At 67.9% G+C, this 18,392-nt stretch carries 14 protein-coding genes; 13 read left to right on the forward strand and 1 reads right to left on the reverse strand.

Annotated elements, in window-relative coordinates; all coding sequences use genetic code 11:
- Positions 1–62: 62 nt before the first annotated feature.
- Positions 63–1,238 carry an acyl-CoA dehydrogenase gene (locus L6Q96_12395; GenBank protein ID MCK6555359.1) on the reverse strand — a complete coding sequence of 392 codons (1,176 nt, stop codon included), beginning with the start codon at positions 1,236–1,238 and terminating at the stop codon, positions 63–65.
- 124 nt (positions 1,239–1,362) lie between these two features.
- Here L6Q96_12395 and L6Q96_12400 point away from each other — a divergent pair, with 124 nt between their 5' ends.
- The 13 genes from L6Q96_12400 to L6Q96_12460 form a co-directional block, all read left to right on the forward strand.
- Entirely contained in the window at positions 1,363–2,622 is a 1,260-nt protein-coding gene (locus L6Q96_12400) for a DUF362 domain-containing protein (GenBank protein ID MCK6555360.1), read from the forward strand.
- Between the two features lie 197 nt (positions 2,623–2,819).
- Complete coding sequence (mvaD, locus tag L6Q96_12405; GenBank protein ID MCK6555361.1) at positions 2,820–3,806, forward strand: diphosphomevalonate decarboxylase; 987 nt, start codon at positions 2,820–2,822, stop codon at positions 3,804–3,806.
- Entirely contained in the window at positions 3,803–4,828 is a 1,026-nt protein-coding gene (locus tag L6Q96_12410; protein MCK6555362.1) for a hypothetical protein, read from the forward strand. The genes mvaD and L6Q96_12410 overlap by 4 nt, the downstream gene beginning before the upstream one ends.
- Positions 4,829–4,847: 19 nt before the next feature.
- A complete protein-coding gene (gene fni, locus L6Q96_12415; GenBank protein ID MCK6555363.1) occupies positions 4,848–5,963 on the forward strand; it encodes a type 2 isopentenyl-diphosphate Delta-isomerase in 1,116 nt (371 codons plus the stop codon).
- A gap of 5 nt (positions 5,964–5,968) precedes the next feature.
- Positions 5,969–7,276 carry a hydroxymethylglutaryl-CoA reductase, degradative gene (locus L6Q96_12420; GenBank protein ID MCK6555364.1) on the forward strand — a complete coding sequence of 436 codons (1,308 nt, stop codon included), beginning with the start codon at positions 5,969–5,971 and terminating at the stop codon, positions 7,274–7,276.
- A 5-nt stretch (positions 7,277–7,281) separates the two neighbouring features.
- Entirely contained in the window at positions 7,282–8,334 is a 1,053-nt protein-coding gene (gene mvk / locus L6Q96_12425; GenBank protein MCK6555365.1) for a mevalonate kinase, read from the forward strand.
- Complete coding sequence (shc, locus tag L6Q96_12430; GenBank protein ID MCK6555366.1) at positions 8,294–10,279, forward strand: squalene--hopene cyclase; 1,986 nt, start codon at positions 8,294–8,296, stop codon at positions 10,277–10,279. The genes mvk and shc overlap by 41 nt, the downstream gene beginning before the upstream one ends.
- Entirely contained in the window at positions 10,276–12,060 is a 1,785-nt protein-coding gene (hpnC, locus tag L6Q96_12435; protein ID MCK6555367.1) for a squalene synthase HpnC, read from the forward strand. Before shc ends, hpnC begins: the two co-directional genes overlap by 4 nt.
- A gap of 6 nt (positions 12,061–12,066) precedes the next feature.
- Positions 12,067–13,419, forward strand: coding sequence for a hydroxysqualene dehydroxylase HpnE (gene hpnE, locus L6Q96_12440; GenBank protein MCK6555368.1), 1,353 nt, complete (start codon positions 12,067–12,069; stop codon positions 13,417–13,419).
- Positions 13,416–14,162 (forward strand): hypothetical protein, encoded by a 747-nt coding sequence (locus L6Q96_12445; protein ID MCK6555369.1) that lies wholly within the window; start codon positions 13,416–13,418, stop codon positions 14,160–14,162. The genes hpnE and L6Q96_12445 overlap by 4 nt, the downstream gene beginning before the upstream one ends.
- A 29-nt stretch (positions 14,163–14,191) precedes the next feature.
- Complete coding sequence (gene hpnH / locus L6Q96_12450) at positions 14,192–15,283, forward strand: adenosyl-hopene transferase HpnH (protein MCK6555370.1); 1,092 nt, start codon at positions 14,192–14,194, stop codon at positions 15,281–15,283.
- A 220-nt stretch (positions 15,284–15,503) separates the two neighbouring features.
- Entirely contained in the window at positions 15,504–17,399 is a 1,896-nt protein-coding gene (locus tag L6Q96_12455; protein ID MCK6555371.1) for a hypothetical protein, read from the forward strand.
- A 216-nt stretch (positions 17,400–17,615) separates the two neighbouring features.
- Positions 17,616–18,392 (forward strand): PAS domain S-box protein (locus L6Q96_12460; GenBank protein MCK6555372.1); only part of this gene is annotated, 777 nt, incomplete at its 3' end.

Genomic DNA, 18,392 nt, shown 5'->3' on the forward strand with positions numbered 1-18,392 from the left:
CCAGCCCTGACCTGCAAACATAACCGTCCCCGAAACACCCACGACACACGGCACGGCCGAACCTACTTTCCCCGGGGCAAGCCCAGGACCCGCTCGGCGATGATGTTGCGCTGGATCTCCGACGTACCGGCGGCGATCGTACGGCCGCGCGAGTACAACATTAGGTACGGCCAGATGCCGTCCATCGGTGCGTGCGGCGACCCTTCGAGCAATTGCCCGAACGGTCCCGCGATGCTGACCGCGCTCTCCAGCATGCGCTGGTACATTTCGCTCCAGAACAGTTTCTCGATCGATCCCTCCGGTCCGGGCACACCGCCGCGCAATGTCTTTGTCAGGCTGCGGTAAGCCGTGTACTTCATCACTTCGCTCTCGATGATCGCCTGCGCCAGTTGCTGGCGCACGATCGGATCGGCGGTCGCCGGCCGGCCGTTGCGCTGCCACGTGCGCGCAAACCGCAACAGGTCGGACAGCGCGACCCGCGACTGCAACTGCCGGCTAAAGGTCAACGTCGTCCGTTCGTGCATGAGCGTGGTGATCGTGATGTCCCAACCGCCGTCGATCTCACCGAGCACGTTGGTTCGCGGCACGCGTACTTCCTCGAAGAACACCTCGTTGAAGTCCTCGGCGCCGTTGATCTGTTTCAGCGGCCGCACGGTGACCCCCGGGCTGTGCATGTCGACGAGCAGGAAGGTAATGCCCTTGTGTTTCGGCGCGTCCGGATCGGTGCGCACCAGCAACATGCACCAGTCGGCGTAGCGCGCAAAACTGGTCCACACCTTCTGCCCGCTGACGACGAACGAATCGCCGTCGAGGATTGCCCTGGTTTTCAGGGCGGCCAGGTCGGAGCCGGCATTGGGCTCCGAGAATCCCTGACACCAGATCTCTTCGGCGGTGAGGATGTTCTTCAGGTAGCGCCGCTTCTGTTCGTCTGTGCCGTGGGCGATCAGCACCGGGCCGCCCATGGTGAGGCCGGCAAGGTTGATGAGCATGGGGGCGCGGGCGAGGGCCATCTCCTCCTGGAAGATGCACTGCTCGATCAGCGAGGCACCGCGTCCGCCGTACTCCGCCGGCCAGTGAATCCCGCACCAACCCGCCTCGTACAGCTTGCGCTGCCACGCCTTGCCGTAGGCAACCCATTCGCCGAGCGCCACGGGTTCCGGGCCTGGAGGGTTCTGCTGCAACCAGGTGCGCAACTCGGTGCGAAAGGCTTCTTCGGCCGGCGAGTACGAGAGGTCCATGCCGCGCGTGTAGCACAATGGAGGGGGGAAGGGATGTTGAGGGATTGGGGGCCTGAGGGCCTGGGGGGGTTGAGAGTTGGGGGGTGGGGCGCGTACGGTAGAGGTTCATTCGAGGAGCGCGCGCATGGGATACGACCGCGACAGGTTGGTAAGGCCGGCCGGACCGGGGGCGACGCCCGGAATCAGTCGTCGGGAGTTCCTGACCGCGGGGGCCGCACTTGCTGCGACCTCGATTGCACCGGCACTGTCCGCCCCGCGGTCCGTCGGAGCCGCAACGCAGCCCTTACCGCCGCTTCCGATGCGGCCCGCGGTGCGCGTTGCCGCGGTCGGGGTGCAGAAGGACGCTCCCATCGGTGTGCTGGGGACGGCGATCCGCGAGGCGGCGCTCGCCGCTACCGACTTCTCGTGGTTGTCGCCGGGCGATCGGGTACTGCTCAAGGTGGTGTGCAACTCCGCGAATCCATATCCGGCGACGACGCATCCGGCGGCGGTGAGTGTGATGGCGTCGCTGCTCCGCGAGCGCGGTGCGGTTGTGTACGTGGGCGACCAGTCCGGAGTCGAGGCGGTACACCACACGGCGAGCAAGCAGCGCGGCTCCACGCGCGAGTGCATGCGCAACGCCGGACTGGAAGGGGCGGCATTGCACGCGCAGGCGGCGGTCGCCGGGTTCGAAGAGGCGGGTTACGACGCGTATTTCGCCGCCGAGCCGCCGGCCGACAGTCATTACCGGCGCGAGATATGGGTGCCCAGCCTCGTGCGCGAGGTGGATCACATTGTCTATCTGCCGCGGGTGAGTAAGCACCTGATCGCCGGGTCGACCCTCGGGCTCAAAGGCGCCGTCGGCTGGCTGCGCGAGGATAGCCGGCTCGAGTTGCACCGGGACGCCGCGTCGTTTCTCGAGAAGTGCGCCGAGATTAACGGCTGCAGAGAGATCCGCGAGCGCTTGCGGTTGACGCTTTCCGTCGGCACGCAGCTCCAGACTTCACTCGGGCCCGACTCCGGGCACGTCGCGACACCAGATGTGGGTCTGGTCTTCGCGTCCGAGAACCTCATCGACCACGACGTCTTCAGCCTGGCGTACCTGCTCGAGGTCAGTGAACAGGCAACCCCCTGGTCGGCGCGCGCGCTCGACCCCTATCCCACGCTGTCGAGCCCCATCAACCGGGCGTTCGTGGGCCTGATTTGGGGGGCGAGTCAACTCGGCGACTCAGAGGGGTACAGTCCGCCTCGGCTCGACTCGCCCTGGTCCTGCCGGGTCTTGCACCGTGGCTGCCAGATTTTCGGGGGTCGCCCCGACCGGCTGGCCGTCGAGAATATCAACGGCTCGGTCCCGCCGGTGGCACTGGCGGGAATCACGCGGCGGGCCGCACAAACCTCACCTTGACTCGCCCCCTGCGTTCCGGTAACTCCAGCCCTGACCGACCGGTTTAGACCGGACGGTTAATGCTGGGTGGGGTCGTGGGGTGGGGTTGTGGCATCCTGGGGCCACCGGGTCCTTTTTCCGGCACCACAATTGGTGGAAGGGTCAGCGACCTTGGCGTCTTGGATGATCGAGCAGCCACTGACCGGACGGTTAGCAGCATGAAAGTCGCTATCGCCCGGGCCAATGCGAACGTTGCTCTGGCCAAGTACTGGGGCAAGCGCGACGCCGCGCTCAACCTGCCCGCCACCGGCAGCCTTTCGCTCACCCTCGACGGGCTGGAAACTACGGCCCGGGTTGCTTTCCTCCCCGCTCTGTCCACCGATCTCATCACCTTCTCGGGCGAGCCCGCGCCGGCGGGCGAGGCACACCGGATCGGACGTTTCATCGATTTGATCCGTGCGCTGGCCCGCAGCGGAACTCGCGCCACGGTCGATCTTCGTTCCAACTTCCCGGTGGCCGCAGGACTCGCCTCCTCGGCGTCGACCTATGCGGCCTTGGCGCGGGCTGCCATCGCGGCTGCGGGCGTCGCTCTGACCGACCGTGAACTCTCCGTGCTCGCCCGGCGTGGTTCGGGCTCTGCTTGCCGGTCGATCTACGGCGGTTTTGTCGAGTGGCTCAGAGGTTCGGCGCCCGACGGCAGCGATTCGTACGCGGTGCCGGTGGCGCCCGCCGAGCACTGGGACATCGCCGTGGCGGTAGCCATTACCGCCCGCGGGCCCAAGTCGGTTGGTTCCAGGGAGGGCATGGCGCGGGCCGCGGAACTGTCGCCGTTCTACGAGTCATGGCTCGCGGCCCACCGGGCCGACCTCGATGCCATTCGCAGTGGGGTCCTCGACCGCGACCTCGCTCTCGCCGGGGCAGCGGCGGAGCGGAATTGTCTTGCCATGCACGCGGTCGCCCTTACCGCACGACCCCCGTTGGTGTACTGGAATCCCGCCACGCTGGCGGTTATCCACAGGGTACACGCCCTGCGCGAAGAAGGTTTGGACGCGTACTTCACGATCGACGCCGGACCGCAGGTGAAAGTCGTTTGCCCGCGAGCGCAGCGCGACGATGTCGCCGCCGCGCTGCGTGCCGTTGGTGGGGTGGTCGACGTCCTGCTCTCCGGGCCCGGGCCGGGCGTGGCGTTAGTGGAGGCGGCATGACCGACGTAATCGCTGCCCATGCACCCGGAAAGTTGTTCGTCCTCGGCGAGTACGCCGTGCTGGACGGTTGTCCGGCCGTAGTGGCGGCAGTGAATCGGTTCGTTACCGCGCGTGTGCAGGCCGGTACGGCGGGAGCCGACGTTCGAATCGAGGCTGGCGCTCATGGCAGCGTGCGTTTCGCGGCCGGCAAGCCGCCCGCCGAGGAGGGTCCGTTGCGCTTTGTTCTGGCGGCCTGGCGCTCGGTCGTCGAGCGTTGGCCGGGGCTGGCGCGCCGCGACGTGCTTATTGAGGTCACTTCCACGCTCGACGATCCGGTCGCCGGCAAGACCGGGCTTGGGAGCAGTGCCGCCACCGTGGTCGCGACCGTGGCTGCCCTGCAGGCCCTGTCGGACAGCTCGCCGGACACTACCGGCGGGCGCATCGCTCTTCTCGAAACCGCGTTGGCGGCGCACCGGCGCGCCCAGGGGGGAACGGGCAGCGGCGGCGACGTCGTCGCCAGTGTGTTCGGCGGTACGACTCTGTTCGAGCCCCGCGGCGAGGGGCTGCCGATCGTCACGCCGCTGCCGTGGCCGACCGGGACCGAGCTGCTCGCGGGGTGGAGCGGCGCGCCGGCGTCGACCACCGGTCTCGTGGAGCGCTACCGGACGGCGTCGCCGCCGGATGCCGCGGCGCGTGCCGGTTTCTTCGAACGCACTCGTGCCGCCGTTGCCGACTTCGTTGCGGCCCTGCGCGGCGGCCGCGTCGCTCTGGATGCGCTGAACGCCGGCGGCGACGCGCTCGATCGCCTGGGCGCGGAGTTGCACCTGCCTGTGGTCACTCCGGCACTGCGGTCGCTCGTGCGCGCCGCGCGCGGGTGTGGTGCTGCGGCCAAGGCTTCCGGTGCCGGCGGCGGAGACTGCGCAATCGCGGTCGCCACCGACGCGCACATGGCCGCCGCCGTCTGCCGAGCGTGGGAGGCAGCCGGGTTTGCGGTGCTCGACGTGGCGCTGTCGCGGGAAGGAGTGACCATTGCGCGTTGCTAAGAGAAATCCCGACCGCGCGATGCGCGAGCGCAAGCAGTCGCACCTCGACATCTGCGAGAACGAGCAGGTCGAGTACCGCGGCAAGACGACTCTTTTCGAAGACGTCGACCTGATGCACAACTCCGTACCCGAGCTGGCGCTGGCCGACATCGACTTGCAGGTCGAGTTCCTCGGTAAGCGCCTGCGCGCCCCTTTCCTGATCACCGGCATGACCGGCGGGACGGACGAAGCGTACCGGATCAACCGCGACCTCGCCGCCATCGCCGAACGGTGCGGCATCGCTTTCGGGCTCGGCAGTCAGCGGGTCATGCAGCGCGATCCGGATACCGCCTGGACCTTCGAGGTACGTGCGCACGCGCCGACCACCGTGCTGCTTGCCAACATCGGCTTGAATCAGGCGAGCGAGCAATCGACGACGGCGGTGCGCGAACTCGTCGAACGCGTCGGCGCCGACGCCCTGTGTTTGCACCTCAACCCGGCCCAGGAGTTGATCCAGCCGGAGGGCGATCGCAGTTTCCACAACGGGTACACAACGCTGCGGCGTCTGTCCGCGGAGCTGCCTTTCCCCATCATCGCCAAAGAGACCGGCTGCGGTATCTCGCGGGCGGTGGGCGAGGCCCTGTACGCAGCCGGCGTGCGCACCGTGGACGTTTCCGGCGCTGGCGGAACCTCGTGGGTGCGAGTGGAGGCGTTGCGCGGTAACGACGAAAGCCGGGCGCTCGGCGAGTTGTTCTCGTCGTGGGGGATCCCGACGGCGGCGTCCCTGGCGATGCTGCGCGGCAGCGGCCTGACGCTGATCGCCAGCGGTGGGCTCCGCAACGGTCTCGACATCGCGAAGGCGATCGCCCTCGGGGCAAGCCTGTGCGGTGCCGCCCTGCCGATCTTCCGCGCCTATCGCGGCGGCGGCATGGAGGCCGCCGTCGCCCTCGTCGACGAACTGATAAACGGGTTGCGGGCGGCGATGTTGTTGACCGGCTCGCGCACCCTGGACGATCTGCGCCGCCAGCCGCTGGTGCTCGGCGCGCGCATCCGCGAGTGGATGACGGCAGGCGACCATGCCGCCGGCACCGATGCAACTCACAGGGGGAAGGGACCGCGGGCGGCCGGGAGCCGCCGGTCGGAGGAGAAGGCGTGACGACGATGACGAAGCACAACGAAAGCAACGGGCGCGGTTCGCGGATCGAAGGTTTTTATCGGCTCAACTGGCCGCAGCGTCTGGATCGGCTTGCCGATCGCGGCGGCATCGACCGCACCGATCTCGAAGCGCTCCGTGAGCCGACGCCGCTGTCGTTCGAGGCTGCCGACCACATGATCGAGAATGCCGTCGGCGTCATCGGACTGCCGCTGGGTGTCGGGCTCAACTTCCTCGTTAACGGCCGCGAACGGCTCGTGCCGATGGCGATCGAGGAGCCCTCGGTGGTCGCCGCAGCCAGCTTTGCGGCGCGGACCATTCGTGACGCCGGCGGCTTTTTCGCGGAGGCCGATGCGCCGCTGATGATCGCCCAGATCCAGCTCGTCGAAGTCCGCGACCCGGACGGCGCCACCCGGCGCATACAGGCCGCCGCGCCGCAGTTGCTCGCCGCCGCGAATGCGGTGCATCCGAACATGCTGAAGCGCGGCGGCGGCGCCCGCCGCATCGAAGTTCGCGCCCTGCCGGACACGCCGACAGGGCCGATGCTCGTCGTGCATCTCGTCGTCGACGTCGGCGACGCCATGGGAGCCAACGCGGTCAACAGTATGGCCGAAGCTCTGTCGCCAACCATCGAGGAAATCGGCGGTGGCCGCGCGCGCCTGCGGATTCTGTCCAACCTCGCCGACCAGCGACTCGCGCGAGCCCGCTGCCGCCTGCCCTACCGCTGCCTCGACATGGAGGGCTTCGGCGGCGCCGACGTGGCGCGCAGAATGATGGAGGCATGGGCTTTCGCCCACGCCGATCCGTACCGGGCCGCCACGCACAACAAGGGCATCATGAACGGTATTGACGCCGTCGCCATGGCGACCGGCCAGGACTGGCGTGGCATCGAATCCGGCGCCCACGCTTATGCGGCGCGCGACGGGCAGTACCGCGCCCTGTCACAGTGGGTTGTCGAGAACGACACGCTGGTCGGCTCCATCGAGCTGCCGCTTGCGGTGGGCATCGTCGGCGGCAATCTCGAGCTCAACCCTCGCGCCGGCTTCTCCTTGCGCCTGCTCGGGGTGACCTCGGCCCGCGACCTCTCGGCGGTCATGGCCGCCGTAGGTCTGGCGCAGAACTTCGCGGCGATGCGCGCCCTGGTCACCAACGGTATTCAACGCGGGCACATGGCGTTGCACGCGCGCGGTCTCGCCGTCGCCGCCGGGGCGTCGGAAGAGCTCATCGAGCAGGTCGTCGAACAGATGATCGCCTCGGGCGAGATCAAGCTCAGCAAGGCACGCGAGATCCTCGAGTCGATGCGCGCCGCCGCGTGACGATAATGACCGGCTTGCGCCCCGTTGCCCGCGGCACGGCCCCGGGCAAGGTCATCCTGCTTGGCGAACACGCGGTCGTTTACGGTCGACCCGCTCTGGCGACCGCTATTGACCGACACGTGTCAATCGCCTTAGATAAGGGCACGGGACAGGCCCGCTTGGGCCTGATCACCGCGCTGGGCCCCGGAGAGGGGTCAACGGAGATCCAACCGGCGGTCGTGCCCCCCTCGACCCCGGCTCCCGCCCTCTCCGGGGTTGAGCTTCCCCCGATCGACGATCCGCGTCTCGCCGAGGCGCTTGCCCGCGCCGCCGGGCTCTTCGCCGTTGCCCACGACAGTTTCGCCGCCACGATAAGCGCCGATCTGCCTCTCGGTGTCGGTCTTGGCAGCTCGGCCGCTTTGAGCGTGGCGCTGATTCGTGCTTTGGCCGAATGGGTGGAAGAGCCGTTGCCGCTGCCGGAGGTGTGCGCCCGCGCATTCGAACTGGAAAAGATCTTTCACGGGTTTCCCTCGGGCATCGACAACACCGTGGCCACCTACGGGGGAGCGGTGGTCTTTCAGCACGGTGTGCCGGTCCGGCCGTTGCGCACGCCGGCGGCCGTGCCGCTCGTTATCGCGCTGGGCACCCTGCCGCGCGAAACGCGCCGTACCGTTACCATGCTGCGGGAAAGACGTGCGGCCGAGCCGGCGCGCCACGAACGCATCTTCGACGCGATTGCCGATCTGGTTTGCACCGCCGAAGCCGCTCTGCAGACGGCGGACTATCCGCAGCTCGGCGCGCTGATGGGCGCCAATCACGAATGGCTCGTGCAGCTTGGCGTATCGACCCCGGAGCTCGATCGTATGGTGGACTGTGCGCGACGGCACGGCGCGCTCGGCGCCAAACTCACAGGCGGCGGCGGTGGCGGCGCGGTGATCTGTCTCTGCCCAACGAACCGCGAAACCCTGGTCGAAGCCTTCGTGGCCGCCGGCTGGCACGCCTTCGCGACCGACCTGGCCATCCCACAGAGAGGATTCCATGACCGCGACCGCTACGACTCTCACGCCGCACGCGCCTGAGCCGCTGCTGGCCCGCCTCGACGCCGCGATCCGGCTCAGCCAGGCGACGTTTCTCGACCAGCAGCACGCCGACGGTTACTGGCACGCACCGCTCGAGGCCAACGTCTCGATGGATGCCGAGTTCGTGTTCTTCAATCGTTTCATCGGTCGTTCGCAACCTCGCGTCGAGCAGCGCATCTGCGATCACATCCTCGCCACGCAGCGCGACGACGGTTCGTGGGGCCTGTACGAAGGCGCTCCCGGACACGTGAGCAATACGATCGAGGCATACTTCGCGCTGAAACTGTGCGGCTTTTCCGCCGCCGACGAACCTCTGCGGCGCGCTCGCGAGTTCATTCGCGCCCACGGCGGACTCGTCAAGGCGGGAGTGTTCACCCGCACCTTCCTCGCCTACTTCGGCCAGTTCCCGTGGGAGGGTCTGCCGGCCATGCCGGTGGAGCTCGTACTGTTGCCGCCGTGGTTCCCGATCAACATCTACGCGCTGTCGAGCTGGGCCCGCGAGACGGTGGTGCCGCTGACCGTGCTGATGGCGAAACGCCCGCACGTGCCCATCGACGCCGCCCAGGCCATCGACGAGCTCTGGCTGGCGCCGCCGACGGCGGCCGATCTTGGCTACCGGCGCAGCCCCGAGCCGATCACCTGGCGCAACTTCTTTCTTGCCGTCGACAAGACCCTCAAGGCGCTCCGCGCCGTACCGTGGCGCCCGTGGCGTCGGCGCGCCCTCGAGCGCGCCGAGCGCTGGATCCTCGACCGGCAGGACGTCAACGGCGGTTGGGGCGGCATTCAGCCGCCGATGATCAACTGCGTCATGGCGCTGCGCGCCCTGGGCTATCCGGCCGACCATCCTGCCGTGGTCAAAGGCATTCGGGCCGTCGACAACTTCGTCATGGCCGACGGCGATGCGCTCTTCTTCCAGCCCTGCGTGTCGCCGACGTGGGACACGGCGCTCATGGCAAAGGCGCTGCTCGACGCCGGCCTGCCGGACGATCACCCCGGCCTGACGCGCGCCGCCGAATGGCTGATTCGCAATCAGATCTTCAAGCCCGGCGATTGGTCGGTCTACAACCCGAACCTCGAGCCCGGTGGCTGGGCCTTCGAGTTTGCCAACGACTGGTACCCGGACGTCGACGATTCGGCCGTCATTCTGATGGCCCTCAAGCGTATCGCCGGCCTCGATCCCGCGGCGAAAGACCGCGCCATCGCCTACGGCATGAACTGGACTCTGGGAATGCAGAGCCGCAATGGCGGCTGGGGCGCTTTCGATACCGACAACGACTCCGAGTTCCTCAACCAGATTCCTTTCGCCGATCTCGAGGCAATGATCGACCCGCCGACCGAAGATCTCACCGGGCGAATTCTCGAGCTGATGGGTGTCTACGGATACGACTTGCGCTTCAATCGCGCTCGACGCGCCCACGACTACATCTTGCGCACCCAGCGCCCGCACGGAGCGTGGTGGGGCCGTTGGGGGTGCAACTTCATTTACGGCACGTGGTCGGTGCTGAGCGGGCTGCGCGCCATCGGCGACGATCTGCGAGCCCCGCACGTGCGCCGCGCCGTCGCCTGGCTCAAGGCGCATCAGAACCCCGACGGCGGCTGGGGCGAAACGCTGGCGTCTTATGCCGACGAGAGCCTGGCCGGCAAGGGATCGTCGACGGCGTCGCAGACGGCGTGGGCGGTCCTCGGGCTGCTCGCCGGGGAAGACGAACTCGGTCCCGAGGTGCTACGCGGCATCGAGCACTTGATCGCCACGCAGCGTGCCGACGGCGAGTGGGACGAGCCCCTATTTACCGGCACCGGCTTTCCGCGCCACTTCTATCTCCGGTACTACATGTACCGGAACTACTTCCCGTTGATGGCGCTCGGCAATTTCCGCCGGCAACTGACGAGCCACGGCGGCAACGGTGCCGGACCCGACCGGGCGGGGGAGGGCAGGCGGCGATGACGGCGCGACCTCCTTCCGTTGCGGCCGCGTACCGCCACTGCTGGCGTATCGCGACGACGCACTACGAGAACTTTACCGTCGGCTCGTGGCTGTTGCCGCGCCGGCTGCGCGACCACATCGCGGCGATTTACGCCTTCGCTCGTGCCGCCGACGATATGGCCGACGAGGGGCATTTGCCCGTCGCCGATCGGCTCGCGCGTCTGAGCGCCTGGGAGCACCAGCTCGAGGCCTGCTACCAGGGGCGCGCCACCGAACCGGTGTTCGTCGCGTTGCGCGACACGGTCGAGCGGTTCGCGATTCCGAGCGATCCGTTTCGCAAGCTTCTCGATGCCTTCCGCCAGGATGCCGCCTTCCGCCGCTTCCCGACCTTCGACAGCCTGCTCGACTACTGCCGGCGCTCCGCCGATCCGGTCGGACATCTGATCCTGTACCTCTTCGGCTATCGCGATGCCCAACGGCAGGCACTCGCGGACCGCATCTGCAGCGGGCTCCAGCTCGCCAACTTCTGGCAGGACGTCGCCATCGATGCCGCCAGGGGCCGCCTCTACGTCCCGCTCGAAGATCTGGAACGCTTTGGCGCCACCCCCGAAGACATCCTGCGCGGCCGGCGCACCTCTTCGACACACGCGCTCATGGCCTTCGAGGTCGAACGGGCGCGCACCATGCTGCAGGAAGGGCTGGTTCTGGCCGGCATGGTCGAGCGCCGTTTGGGCCGCGAGGTGCAGCTCTTCGCGTGGGGCGGTCTGGAAATCCTGCGCGCGATCGAGGCCGTGGACTACGACGTCGCGACTCGCCGTCCCGAGGTGTCGAGGCGGAAAAAGGCCGGGTTGGTCGTGCGTGCACTGCTGCAACCGCCCCGCCCCGCGGAGTCGGCCGCCGCCGGACCGTGCACCGGCGGCGACCGCGACGAGGGTGACGCAACGTCGCTGGACGACGCGTACGCCGTCTGCCGCGATATCACCCGGCGCAGTTCGAGCAATTTCTATTACGCTTTTCAGCTACTGGGCCCCGCGCGGCGCAACGCGCTTTACGCGGTTTATGCCTTCTGCCGGTTCGTCGACGACATCGCCGACGACTGCGGCCGCGGCGATCCGGTCAGGTTGCTCGGGCGCTGGCGTGCCGAGCTCGACGCGGTCTACGACGGGCGCCCCACCCATCCGATAGGGACGGCGCTTGCCGACGCCCGGCAGCGCTTCCCCCTGGAGAAGCAGCACTTCGCCGACGTGATCCGCGGCGTCGAGATGGACCTGTCGCGCACCCGTTACGAAACTTTCGACGCGTTGCACGGGTACTGTTACCTGGTCGCCTCCACCGTCGGCCTGCTCTGCATCGAGATTTTCGGTTACCGCAATTCCAGCGCGCGCGACTACGCGCTCGATCTCGGCATTGCGTTTCAGATGACGAATATCCTGCGCGACGTCCACGAGGACGCCGGCCGCGGCCGCATCTATCTGCCGCTCGAGGATCTCGCGCGCTTCGGCTGTACCGAGGACGACCTGCTGGCCGGACGCTACTCGTCGCGCGTCGCTGCGCTGATGGCGTTCGAGTGCGGTCGGGCGCGCGCCTACTACTTGCGTGCCCGCGGTGCGCTTGCCGCCGCCGACCGCGGCAGCCTCGCGCCCGCCGAGGCGATGCGGTTCATTTACGAACGTCTGCTGCACCGCATCGAAGCGCGTCACTACGACGTGTTCGGACCCAAGGTGACGCTGCCGCGCTACGAGAAGCTCACACTGGCGATGGCCGCCTGGGGCCGCTCGCACCTGCCCGTGCTGGGGTCCTGAGAGCCCATGGCGCAGCACGTCGTTGTCATCGGCGGAGGCTTCGCCGGCTTGACCGCCGCGGTCGATCTCGCCGAACGCGGTTACGCGGTGACGGTGGTCGAAGGCCGCGGGCGGCTCGGTGGCCGGGCCTTTTCTTTCACCGATCGGCAGACCGGTGCCGTCGTCGACAACGGCCAGCACGCGATGATGGGGTGCTACACGCATACGTTTGCCTTCCTCGATCGGATTGGCGCGAGCAACAAGCTGGTGCGCCAGGACAACCTGCGCGTCGAAATGCGACACGCGGACCTCGGGGCCGGAGCCATTGCGTGCAGCACGCTACCGGGCCCCTTGCACATGCTGAGCGCCATTTTCGGCTACCGGCTGCTCACGCGTCGGGAACGGCTGCGCGCCGCGCTGGGCGGAGCACGCCTGATGCGGATGCGTCAGGCCCGCGACCCGCGCCTGACGACGTGGACCGTTGCCGATCTGCTCACCGCACTGGGCCAGTCGCCGAATGCTCGTGCCAGCTTCTGGTACCCGCTCGCGATCGCAACCCTCAACGAAGCTCCCGATCGGGCCGTCGCCGCACCGCTGGCCGAGGTTCTCGCCCGCGCCTTCTTCGGCAGCCGGCGCGATTCGCAGTTCGTACTCGCGCGCGTGGGGCTGAGCGATCTGTACACCGAAGACGCCCGCCTCTTCATCGAAACGCGCGGCGGCACGATCGTCCTGAACGCCGCCGTCGACAGCCTCGCGCCCGCATCCGACGGGAAGCTCGCCGTGCTGGTGCGCGACGGGCGCCGACTGGACGCCGATGCCGTGGTGAGCGCGGTGCCGCCGCGCGTGCTCGCCGGGCTGCTCCCTGCCGTCCTACGCGATCACCCGATGTACCGCGGCCTCGATCGATTCGGCAGTTCGCCGATCGTCTCCACACATCTCTGGTTCGACCGCCCCGTGCTCGACGCCGACTTCGTCGGCCTGGTCGGCACCACCACCCAGTGGTTGTTCAATCGCACGGCGCTGACCGGCGAGGGCAATCACGGGGGCCAGTACCTCAGCGCCGTCATCAGTGCCGGCCACGATCTGGTGGACCGCGACCCCGACGAAATCGCGCGGATCGTCGTCGACGACACCCGCCGCGTCCTGCCGGCAGCAAGGGCTGCCCAGGTCGTACGCACCGTGGTGGTGAAGGAAAAGCACGCGACGATCTCCGCCACTCCGGCCGTGGAAAGACTGCGGCCCGAAACCCCGACACCGCTCGACCGGTTTTTTCTCGCCGGCGACTGGACACGCACCGGGTTACCGCCCGTCATCGAAGGGGCGGTGGCCAGCGGCTACGGCGCCGCGGCGGCCGTGGCGGCCCGACTGAGGAAGCCATGACGGCCGGGCGGGTTGCCATCTTCGCGGCCCTGCGCTGGGAATGCCGGCCAGTGCTGCGCCACTTGCGACAGGTGCATCGCGACCGACTCGGACCCTTCCCGACCTGGACCGGCCGGGCCGGGCCGGGCGAGGCCGTCGTCGTGCAGACCGGTATTGGCGCGGAACGTGCCGGCGCCGCCGCGGATGCCATCCGCGCGGCCGGGGCCTTCTCGCTCTATCTGTCCACCGGTTGCGCCGGCGCGCTCGCTCCGGATCTCGGCCCGGGGGATCTCGCCGTCGCCACCGCCGTGGTCAGTGCCGGCGATGACGGGCGCATCGCCACCGACGATGCGGCGACGGCCCGCGCCCGGCGCGTCGCCGCGCGCCTGGACGTCCGCACCTGCTGCGGCCCGATACTCAGCAGCCCGCGCGTACTGCATTCGGCGCATGCCAAGCGCGACGCGGGCCGGCGCACCGGGGCGGTCGCAGTGGAAATGGAAGGCGCGGCAATCGGCGCGTACGCCGGCCGCGCCGAGGTGCCGTTTGCGTCGGTGCGCGCCATCCTCGATACGGCCGATACCGAACTGGACGAGGCCGGCAACTTCCTCGACCCGGCCAGCGGCCGGCTCCGGCCGCTCGGTTTGGCGCGCCACGTCGTCCGTCACCCCGCTACCGTCAGGCAGCTCCTGGCTCTGCGCCGCATGCTGCACGCCGCCGAGCGGAGTCTCGACCGCTTCTTCGCGGCCTTTTTCTGGGAACAGTGAGCGCCGCGATCGCCTCTGGGAGGAACGCCATGCGATTTCCCCTGCACATCACCACCGACATGATGAAGTGGCAACTGCGCAACTGGTGGAGCGGTAACCGCCGCTACCCTTATGTGCTCATGCTCGAGCCACTGCACACCTGCAACCTCGCCTGTCTCGGCTGCTCGCCCGAACGCTACAGCGGCGACCTGAAGGATCGCCTGCCGCTGGAAGAGTGCCTCGCCGCGGTCGACGAGTGCGGTGCGCCGGTGGTCTCGATCTGCGGCGGCGAGCCGACGATTTACCCGGAACTCCCGGAGCTGATCGAAGGCATCGTCGCCCGCAAACGGCACATCTACCTCTGCACCAACGGCCTGCTCCTCGATCGCTTCTACAAGAAGGGACGCCCGCACAAGCGGCTCTCGATCAACATCCACCTCGACGGCATGCGCGAAACGCACGACTTCGTCACCGACCGCAAGGGGACCTTCGACAAGGCGGTGGCAATGCTTCGGGAAGGCAAACGACTCGGCTACAACGTGTGCACCAACACGACGGTCTATCGCGAGACCGACATGAACGAGATCGAGGAAATGTGCGCTTTCCTGACCGGTCTCGGCGTCGACGGCATGCTGCTGTCTCCCGGCTATCACTACGAAAAAATCGAGGAGGACCACTTCCTGTTCAAGCGCGAGATTCACGAGAAGTTCAAACGCGTGCTGTCGCTCTCCAAACGCTTCCGCCTGTATTCGACACCTCTCTTTCTGCAGTTCGCCGCCGGGCAGCGCGAGTACCCTTGCACCCCCTGGGGCAACCCCACGCGCACTCCGAAGGGCTGGAAGGGTCCGTGCTACCTCGTCGAGGGGGTCTACTACGCGGACTGGAAGGCATTCTGGGACGGCGTCAACTGGGACTACTGGGAAAGCCGCCGCGACCCGCGCTGCCATAACTGTCTGATGCACTCCGGGTTCGAAGCCTCGGTCGTGCGTACCCTCGGCAGCGACCTGCGCGACGTGTGGACCATGGCGAAGTGGCAGTTCGCTCCGGGCAAGCCCTCTCCGGCTGGCGATGGTGCGGCCGGCGGAGACAGCGATTCGGCGCCGCTACGCCCCGAGCGTGCCCCGGTTCGGCGCAGTGCGTGAGTGCCTTGCCGATCGGGCAGGTCCGCGCCCGCCGTTTCTTCGCTTGACGCCCGCGGCCGGGGCGGGTAAAGCCACGGCCAACAAGGCGTTTCGCCAAGGGGATGGCAGCCTCCACGGGTGACGAACCCGTTGTCACCAGACATGGCTCCCGGACGGACGGCCGCAGGAACAATTACCGGAACTGAACCGTAAAAGGGCTGGTGAGTTGATGATACCGACGATGCGCTCCCGACTGACCATGGCGCTGGCACTTGCGCTCTTGTGCACCGCGCTCCCCGCTCAGGCAGAGGTCAAGACCTTCGTCGGGGTTAACGTGGCCGATTGGCTCGACGGCAGCAACTGGTCGCCGCCGGGCATTCCCACCGTCGCCGACCAGGTCAAGATTCCCTCGGGTACCGCCGCCCTCTCCGGCACGACTCAGGTCGGCACGGTCGAGGTATCCGGCGCCGGAACACTGAGCATGAACGGTGGTTCGCTTACCGCCTCGACCGTGTCCGTCGCCAGCGGCGGCAAGTTGGACGGATACGGCACCGTTGTAGCCTTCGTCTTCAACAGCGGCACGGTGATACCGCAAATCATGCCCCAGTTGACGATCCAGGGGATCTTCATACAGCAGCTCACGGGCACACTGGTGACCTCGATCAGCGGTCCAGCCCCGTTGCTGGCTAGCACGCTGAACGTAACCGGAGGTGCCAACCTCGCGGGCACACTCAGTATCAATCGCATCGGCGGCTTCATACCAGCATTGGGCGAGACCTTTCAGGTGATGAACTTCGCGTCCCGCTTCGGTTCGTTCTCTACCGTCGTCGGTGCCGACGTCGGTGGCGGGGTGGTGCTGGACGTCGATGACGGTCCGCAGAAGATCGATCTCGTCGCTGTGGTCGGCGTTCCAACCCCGACCCCGACCGCGACCGGTTCTCCCGGACCTTCCGAGACCCCGAGCGTTACGCCGACGCCGAGTGAAGAGCCCACCCCGACGGCAACCGATACCGCCGGGCCGCCCTCCGCCACCCCGACCGAAACGACAACGCCGGTACCGACCGAACCTCCCACCCCGACCGCAACCGATACCCCCGTACCCACTCCGACCCCGACCGGCGATATCCCAACCGCCACCCCGACCACACCTGCCGCGGACACTCCGACCGCGACGCCCACCGGCTCGGTGACCGAGACCCCAACCGGAGCCTCGACCCCGTCGCCGACACCGGAGACCACGGTCACCCCGACGGGAACGACCACGCCGGAGGAAACCCCGACCGTTACCCCAACGGGCTCGATCACGGCCCCACCGACAGATACTCCGACGGGAACGACCACGCCGGAAGCTACGCCGACCGGGACCGCCACTGCTGACGTTACCCCAACCGAAACCGCCACTGCTGACGTTACGCCGACCGAAACCGCCACTGCTGACGTTACGCCGACCGAGACTACCACTCCGGACGTTACGCCAACGGAAACCGCGACGTCGAGCGTCGCACCAACCGAAACGCCGACTTCCGACAGTACGCCTACGGAAACGCCGACGGCGGAGGGCACGCCCACCGAAACGGCCACGGCCGAAGTCACGGCGACGCCGACCGACAGCGCAACGCCGGAGCCGACGCCGACCACTACGGCCCCCACCGACACCCCGACGGCCGAGCCGACGTCGACCCCGACGACAGTGTCCACCGAAACGCCGACGCTGGCTCCCACCTCGACGTCAACGCCCACGTCAACCGCGGAGCCGACGAGCACGAACACCGTGACGCCAAGCGCGACGAGTCCGCCGACGTCGACACCCACGCGCAGTCAGACGCCCAGCGAAACCCCCACGCAGGTCGCAACGGCGACGGCGACCCCCTCGGCAGAAGCAACGGCCACACCGACGATTGTGGCCGCAACTCCCACCCCAACCCGATTCCCGATCACCGCCACGCCCACGCCCACGGCCACATCGGTGATCACGCCGCCGCCCAAGGAAAGCGGCTGCGCTCTTGCGCCCGGTGTGCAGTCCGACGACGGCACCCGTGCATCGTCGTGGCTGCTCGTCCCGGTCGCCCTCGGGTTGTTGCTCCGCGCCCGCGCGCGGCGGGGAAGTCGCTGGAGATCGCGTACTCGGGCCTGGTGACGGTAACGCTCGGGCCTGGTGACGGTAACGACGGACTCGCGGAGCACGCAGCGGGGGGCGCGGCGTGGGGGCGATGCGCCGGCCTCGCCGATTGCGAAACCGTGTGCCGCGCTCCGTGCCCTGCTGTCAGGGCCAAGTAACCCCGCGCGCGGGGCGCCGGAATCGCTTGTGCAGTTCCCGCTCCAATAGTAAGCCTCGATTGGTAGGGCTTACGACGTGCGTGAACTGCTAGTCCTATTCGTCGACGACGATCCGGACGACGTCGAGCTGGAGCGTGCCAGCCTGCGGCATGACTTCGAGATCTCGGAAACGGTGGTCGACTCGCCGGAGACGTTCCGGGCCGCGCTGAGCGGCAATGCCTGGGATGTAATCCTCTGCGATTACTCCATGCCGCGAATGGACGGCATGGAAGCTCTGCGCTCCTGGCAGGCGTCAGGGATCGACGTACCTTTCATCTTCGTTACCGGTCGCCTGAGCGAGGACGTGGCCGTCGAGTGCATGAAGTCCGGGGCGACAGACTATGTCCTCAAGGGCAACCTCGCGCGGCTGCCGGCGGCCGTCGATCGGGCGTTGCGCGAGTACGCGGCGGCGAGAGAGCTCCGACGCATCGAGGCCGAGCGTGCCCGGGTCATCGCGGCGGTCGAGCAATCCTACGACGCCGTGGTCATCACCGACCCCGCCGGCTCGATCGTCTACGTCAACCCGGCATTCGCCCGCATCAACGGATACACCCTTGACGAGTGCCGCGGGCAAACGCCCCGTATTCTCAAGTCCGACGTTCGCGGTCCCGAGTTCTATGCCGGGATGTGGCGCCGAATTCTGGCCGGTAAACCCTGGAGTGGACTGACGGTTAACCGGCGCCGCGATGGCTCGCTCTACGACTGCGAGCTAACGATCGCCCCTATCTTCGACGGCAACGGCCGCATCGCCAATTTCTGCGGCCTTCAGCGGGACGTCAGCGAACGGGTCGCCGCCGAGCGCGAGCTCCGTCAA

This window comes from Candidatus Binatia bacterium, assembly GCA_023150935.1.
Classification (GTDB): Bacteria; Desulfobacterota; Binatia; order HRBIN30; family HRBIN30; genus JAKLJW01.

Excerpts from the sequence above, each read along its gene's own strand:
- L6Q96_12395 (MCK6555359.1), bottom strand. The coding sequence starts at position 1,238 with ATGGACCTCTCGTACTCGCCGGCCGAAGAAGCCTTTCGCACCGAGTTG.
- L6Q96_12400 (MCK6555360.1), top strand. The coding sequence starts at position 1,363 with ATGGGATACGACCGCGACAGGTTGGTAAGGCCGGCCGGACCGGGGGCG.
- mvaD (MCK6555361.1), top strand. The coding sequence starts at position 2,820 with ATGAAAGTCGCTATCGCCCGGGCCAATGCGAACGTTGCTCTGGCCAAG.
- L6Q96_12410 (MCK6555362.1), top strand. The coding sequence starts at position 3,803 with ATGACCGACGTAATCGCTGCCCATGCACCCGGAAAGTTGTTCGTCCTC.
- fni (MCK6555363.1), top strand. The coding sequence starts at position 4,848 with ATGCGCGAGCGCAAGCAGTCGCACCTCGACATCTGCGAGAACGAGCAG.
- L6Q96_12420 (MCK6555364.1), top strand. The coding sequence starts at position 5,969 with ATGACGAAGCACAACGAAAGCAACGGGCGCGGTTCGCGGATCGAAGGT.
- mvk (MCK6555365.1), top strand. The coding sequence starts at position 7,282 with ATGACCGGCTTGCGCCCCGTTGCCCGCGGCACGGCCCCGGGCAAGGTC.
- shc (MCK6555366.1), top strand. The coding sequence starts at position 8,294 with ATGACCGCGACCGCTACGACTCTCACGCCGCACGCGCCTGAGCCGCTG.
- hpnC (MCK6555367.1), top strand. The coding sequence starts at position 10,276 with ATGACGGCGCGACCTCCTTCCGTTGCGGCCGCGTACCGCCACTGCTGG.
- hpnE (MCK6555368.1), top strand. The coding sequence starts at position 12,067 with ATGGCGCAGCACGTCGTTGTCATCGGCGGAGGCTTCGCCGGCTTGACC.
- L6Q96_12445 (MCK6555369.1), top strand. The coding sequence starts at position 13,416 with ATGACGGCCGGGCGGGTTGCCATCTTCGCGGCCCTGCGCTGGGAATGC.
- hpnH (MCK6555370.1), top strand. The coding sequence starts at position 14,192 with ATGCGATTTCCCCTGCACATCACCACCGACATGATGAAGTGGCAACTG.
- L6Q96_12455 (MCK6555371.1), top strand. The coding sequence starts at position 15,504 with ATGCGCTCCCGACTGACCATGGCGCTGGCACTTGCGCTCTTGTGCACC.